Source organism: Mesorhizobium sp. M7A.F.Ca.CA.004.06.1.1 (assembly GCF_003999135.1).
Taxonomy (GTDB): Bacteria; Pseudomonadota; Alphaproteobacteria; order Rhizobiales; family Rhizobiaceae; genus Mesorhizobium.
Genome location: NZ_RZPQ01000417.1, coordinates 1 through 5206 on the forward strand (window position 1 = coordinate 1; position 5206 = coordinate 5206).

Sequence of the window (5206 nt, forward strand, 5' to 3'; positions counted from 1 at the left end):
GGCCGAGATCGCCATTCTCGTCGGCCCATTCGTCCCAGATCGAAACGCCGTTATCGGTGAGATATTTGACGTTGGTGTCGCCGGCCAGGAACCACAAAAGCTCATGGATGATCGACTTGAGATGCAGCTTCTTGGTCGTGGTGACCGGAAAGCCGCGCGCCAGGTCGAAACGCATCTGGTAGCCGAAGACGGAGCGCGTTCCGGTGCCGGTGCGGTCGCCGCGATCGGCGCCGTTGTCCAGCACGTGCTGCAGGAGGTCGAGATACTGGCGCATCGGTTCCGGCTCGATTCGGTTGTCCAGCCATCATAGCTGACGGACAGGCAATCGAACACCACAAAGCAGCGCAAGCCCTGCCCGAAGGCTGCCAGTCCCCAACAACATCAGGGCTGACGCATGGACCGCGCCAGCCCCTGCAAATTGACGTGCGGTCGTCAGAGGGAGCCGAGTTTACCCAGGTCCTTGGCAACCAGATAGTAGAAGGTAACCCGGTTCTTGGTACTGTCGGCGGCCATCGCCTTGCAGACCTTCTCGATCGAAGCGTCGGCCTTGTTGTCGTCCGATATGCCGAGCTTCTTCGCAACCCAGCCAGCCTTGACGCGCTCTAGCTCCTTCGGATCGGTGCAGGACACCAGCGAGGAATCGCGGTTCCGGAGCGCAATGCCAAGATGCTTCACGATTTTGTCGACCACGTCGGCACTCGCCGAGGCATCGTATTTCTTCACGTCTGCAAGATAGTCGGCCATCAAAATTCCCCTCGTCGGCGCCACGGATCCGATCGATGAGGGCTGTGGCGCGCTGCTGCAACATGTGCGCTAGGTCGGTAACTCCTCACCGGGGCAAAGCTTCGGTTGAGACCGCGCCCAAGTCAACCCTTTGGACTTGCGGTTTTGTCAGGGGGACAAAGTGCCATTGCGGCCTTCCATTTCTTGCGATGGCCCCCTATATTCGGTTTGTCGGCTTGACCGACTATGGCGATAAATGGGCGATGAAATAAGCCGTTCGGACCCGGGGGCGGTACCCGGCGCCTCCACCAAAAGCCGCTGCTGATGACAGAGCGGTTTTTGCTGGGGGCGAAATAGGATCGACGAAGGTGTAAAGATCGTACTTTTGCCCGGCATGGTACCACCGTCATCGGGCTAAACCTGTAGTTGCAAATGACAACTATGCGGAAGCACGTCTCGCCGCGTAAGCGGTGCGATAGCTTCAAATCAAGCCCTAGAGGTTCGCACTTCTAGGCGGGGTTCGGAGGTACCTGGCAACAGAAACCTCCACTTCTCCCCTCCTCCTCAACATGCGTTACGCACAACGGCAGCTCCCGCCGGCCAACTTCGCACGCCCTCGGCCGCGAAGCCGCCCTGCCGCGTGCCACCTCTCCAAAAGATGCAAGACGATTCCGATCGATTCTTCGTGCTGACCGGCGGTCCCGGCTCCGGCAAGACCACCCTGATCGAAGCCCTGCGCCGGGCAGGCTTTGCCACCTCGATCGAAGCCGGCCGCGGCATCATCCGCCACCAGTCCGATATAGGCGGACCCGCTTTGCCCTGGCATGATCGCGCCCTGTTCGCCGAGTTGATGCTGTCATGGGAGATGCGCTCGTATCAAATCGCGCAAGAACAGACCGGGCGTCCTGTTTTCTTCGATCGGGGCGTTCCGGACACGCTTGGCTACCTCAGGCTGAGCGGCCTGCCGCTACCCGAACACATCAACGCCGCCGCCAAGCGTTTCCGCTACAACCCCCGCATCTTCGTCGCCCCGCTTTGGCCGGAGATCTTCGCGCAGGACGAAGACGCAAGCAGACGCTCGACGAGGCCGAGCGTACCCACCATGCGCTGGTCGGCATCTACACGGAACTGGGCTATGAGATGATTCCGTTGCCGCTGGCACCCGTCGAGGCGCGGCTGCGCTTCGTGCTGGCCGAGACAGGATTGGCGTGAAAAAGGCCGGGATGAACCCCGGCCTTTTTCATTTGTTTTGGTTGCTTATTCCGCCGGCGCCTCGACGGCCTCGCGCGAGCGGCCGAGCGTGACCTTGGCCAGCGTGAAGGAAATCACCGCACAGAGCGTGATGCCGGCCACCATCGGCAGCGGCGTGCCGTCGAAGAACACGCCGGCAACACCCATGGCGAGTGCGCCGATGGCGAAATGCAGCGTGCCCATCAGCGCCGACGCCGTGCCGGCGATCTCGCCATGCTCTTCCATGGCCAGCACCGAGGTGGTCGGGATGACCAGGCCGAGAAAGCCGTAGCCGACGAACAGCAGGGCCGCCATCACGTCGAGCCGGTCGACGCCCGTCGCCATGATCGCCAACAGCACCACCATCGTCGAGGCATAGCCGGTCACCGCGACGCGCACCACGCGCCTCAGGCCGAAGCGCTCGGCCAGCAGCCCCGTCATCTGCGACATGCCGATGAAGGCGACCGCGTTGATCGAGAAGAACACGCTGTAGACCGAAGGCGACAGCCCGTAATGGTCGATCAGAATGAAGGACGAGCTCGACAGATAGACGAAGAAGCTCGCAATGCCGAAGCCGGCGATCGCCACCAGGCCAAGGAAATTGCGGTCGCCCATCAGGAAGCGATAGCCGGCAAGCGCGGTTCCGAAGGAGGAACCGACGCGTTCTTCAGCCGGCCGCGTCTCCTTGAGCGAGGTTGCGAGCAGCACCGTGGCAAGGGCGGCCGCGCCCGTCACCGTCCAGAACACGGCGCGCCAGCCGAAACTCTCGATGATCACGCTGCCGGTCAGCGGCGCCAGGATCGGCGACACCGAGAACACCAGCATCAGCAAGGACATCAGCTTGGCGGCCTCATTGCCGGTGTGCAGGTCGCGCACAATGGCGCGCGGAACGGCCATGCCGGCGCTGGCGCCAAGCCCTTGCAGGAAACGGAAAGCGATCAGCCATTCGATGGTCGGCGCCATTGCCGAACCGATGCCGCCAACCATGAACAGCGCAAGGCCGCCATAAAGCGGCAGCTTGCGGCCGACCATGTCGGAGATCGGCCCGACGACGATCTGGCCAAAACCCATCGACAGGAAGAAGATCAACAGGCTCATCTGCACGGCAGCGGTGCTGGCATGCAGATCCGCGCCGATCGACGGCAACGCGGGCAGATACATGTCGATGGCGAACGGGCCGATGGCGGACAACAAGCCGAGCACGACCGCGATGCGGAGGAATTTGGGACTCATGATAAAGGCTTCTTTCAAATCTGGTTGCCGCCGCCAGGCGACGTCTAACCTAGGACGTTCCATCCCGTGAGATTCCGACACCTCAAGAGCGAATCCTATTCGTCTCTCTCACGCGAAATCTCTTTATCTTGTGTCCACAAATTTAGACACTCTTGTCTAAATCGTCAATCACCTCTATATAGTTTTTTATGAAGCTGCACGTTTCTCCTGACATTTTCCCGCCACGCGGCCATGAGGCCAAGCGCCTCTCGATCGTCGACTCCGCCGCCACCGTGTTTTGCCGCGAAGGTTTCGCCGGCGCCAACATCGATCTGATCGCGGCCGAAGCCGGCGTTTCGCGCCAGACGATCTACAACCATCATGGCGACAAGGAGAAACTGTTCGTCGCCGTGGTCCGCGACCTCACCGAACGCTGCAATGCCGGCATCTTCGCCACCATTGCCACCTTCCCCGACCAGCCGGGGGATCTCGAAGCCGACCTGATCGGCTTTGCCGTGCGCCTGAACCAGAACTGCATCTGCAACCGCGACGGAAAATTCCTGCGCAAGCTGATCCAGACCGAAGGCGAGCGCTATCCCGAACTGTTTGCCGAATGGCGCGAACAGGGTCCGGGCAGGACATGGCCGGCAATCGCCGCCCGCTTCGCCCGCCTCGCCTATGGCGGCCATCTCACGATCGAGGATCCCGACGTGGCGGCACGCCAGTTCCTTGGCCTCGTCAATGCCGAACTGCAGACCACCTTCATGCTTGGCGGCTCGCCTCGCGAGGACGAGGTGCTGCAATCCGCGACCAATGGCGTGCGCACCTTCCTGCGCGCCTTCGGCAAGCGCCGGTCCGCGGCCTCGTCCGAAAAGCAAAGCGCGCTCACCAGCGCCTGAGCGATCAAATCGCTGGCAATAGTCTTCGCTTCCGCGCAAGGGTCATCTATATGCGGTTTACGCCGCCCTCAAGCTTGATTACAGCTATGCGGACGATTCAACGGAACCCGACCGCCACATGGCCGACGACCACATCCGCTACGACATTCTGGCCCAGGAGGCGTTGCGCGGCGTCATGCGCAAGGTCCTGGCCGAGGTCGCGCGCACCGGCCTCCCCGGCAACCACCACTTCTTCATCACCTTCCTGACCGGCGCGCCGGGCGTACGCGTGTCTTCGCGGCTGCGCGAGCGCTATCCCGAGCAGATGACCATCGTCATCCAGTTCCAGTATTGGGACCTGAAGGTGACCGATACCGGCTTCGAGGTTGGCCTGTCCTTCTCCGATGTTCCGGAAAAACTCGAAATCCCGTTCTCGGCCGTGCGCGGCTTCTATGATCCCTCGGTCAATTTCGAGCTCGAATTCGACGTCAAGACGGATGGCGCGGCAGCCGAGGAACCGGCTGCGCCAACTCCGGAGCCGCTGACCATCGTCTCCGAGAAAAAGCCGAAGGCCGAGAAGAAGGCCGCCGCCGAGGCGGAGAAGAAGCCTGCGGCCGCGGACGCCGCCACCAAGGGCGCCGAAGTGGTCTCGCTCGACGCCTTCCGCAAGAAATAGGCCGGCGACTTACGCCGTGGCCGAAATCGTCAATCTCCGCCAGGCCCGCAAGCAAAAGGCGCGGGACGAAAAGCTGCGCGCCGCCGAACAGAATCGCGCGCTGCACGGCCGCTCCAAGGCCGAAAAAGAACGCGACCGCATCGCCGCCGACAAGAGTGAAAAATTCGTTGCCGGGCATCGTCGTGAAAAGCCCGGCGACCCTGACCACCTATGAGCCCGGTCGAAAAGCGTTCGGTGACCATTCGCGGCCACCGCACCAGCTACTCGCTCGAAAAACCCTTCTATGACGACCTCGTCGCGATCGCGGCGACCAGAAAGCTGACGCTTGCCGCGCTTGTCGCCGAAGTCGACGTGACAAGGCCCCGCGACACCAACCTGTCCTCTGCGTTGAGGCTCCATGTCCTGGAGTGGGCGAAGCGCGGAACGGATTTCTAGAGGCCCTCGACCGCCGCTTCCTTCTTCCTGCGTCTGGTGCCGAAGCCAAGCA

Annotated in this window: 7 protein-coding genes, 1 other RNA gene and 1 pseudogene; 6 read left to right on the plus strand and 3 right to left on the minus strand. The window is 62.0% G+C overall.

The window, feature by feature from the left end; genetic code table 11:
• The coding region (gene thyA, locus EN906_RS22155; RefSeq protein ID WP_127375369.1) for a thymidylate synthase at positions 1-274 on the minus strand (274 nt) is incomplete at its 3' end.
• Between the two features lie 158 nt (positions 275-432).
• Positions 433-744 (minus strand): DUF2853 family protein, encoded by a 312-nt coding sequence (locus tag EN906_RS22160; protein ID WP_127271793.1) that lies wholly within the window; start codon positions 742-744, stop codon positions 433-435.
• Positions 745-914: 170 nt separating this feature from the next.
• On the opposite strand from EN906_RS22160, the gene ssrA reads away from it, so the two are divergent.
• Positions 915-1274: a transfer-messenger RNA gene (ssrA, locus tag EN906_RS22165) on the plus strand.
• 107 nt (positions 1275-1381) lie between these two features.
• Positions 1382-1935, plus strand: a pseudogene (locus EN906_RS22170) (AAA family ATPase).
• Between the two features lie 45 nt (positions 1936-1980).
• Here the strand turns inward: EN906_RS22170 and EN906_RS22175 are convergent.
• Positions 1981-3186: a multidrug effflux MFS transporter gene (locus EN906_RS22175; protein ID WP_127271795.1), complete on the minus strand. Its 1206-nt coding sequence runs from the start codon at positions 3184-3186 to the stop codon at positions 1981-1983.
• Between the two features lie 188 nt (positions 3187-3374).
• Here EN906_RS22175 and EN906_RS22180 point away from each other — a divergent pair, with 188 nt between their 5' ends.
• The 4 genes from EN906_RS22180 (at position 3375) to EN906_RS22195 (ending at position 5154) form a co-directional block, all read left to right on the plus strand.
• Positions 3375-4064, plus strand: a complete 690-nt coding sequence (locus EN906_RS22180; RefSeq protein WP_127271156.1) for a TetR/AcrR family transcriptional regulator — start codon at positions 3375-3377, stop codon at positions 4062-4064.
• Between the two features lie 118 nt (positions 4065-4182).
• Positions 4183-4719 (plus strand): SspB family protein, encoded by a 537-nt coding sequence (locus tag EN906_RS22185; protein WP_027160604.1) that lies wholly within the window; start codon positions 4183-4185, stop codon positions 4717-4719.
• A 16-nt stretch (positions 4720-4735) separates the two neighbouring features.
• Positions 4736-4933, plus strand: a complete 198-nt coding sequence (locus EN906_RS22190; RefSeq protein WP_127271798.1) for a DUF4169 family protein — start codon at positions 4736-4738, stop codon at positions 4931-4933.
• The gene (locus EN906_RS22195; RefSeq protein ID WP_127271800.1) at positions 4930-5154 is read left to right on the plus strand and encodes a ribbon-helix-helix domain-containing protein; all 225 of its coding nucleotides are present in this window, start codon (positions 4930-4932) and stop codon (positions 5152-5154) included. Before EN906_RS22190 ends, EN906_RS22195 begins: the two co-directional genes overlap by 4 nt.
• Positions 5155-5206 lie beyond the last annotated feature (52 nt).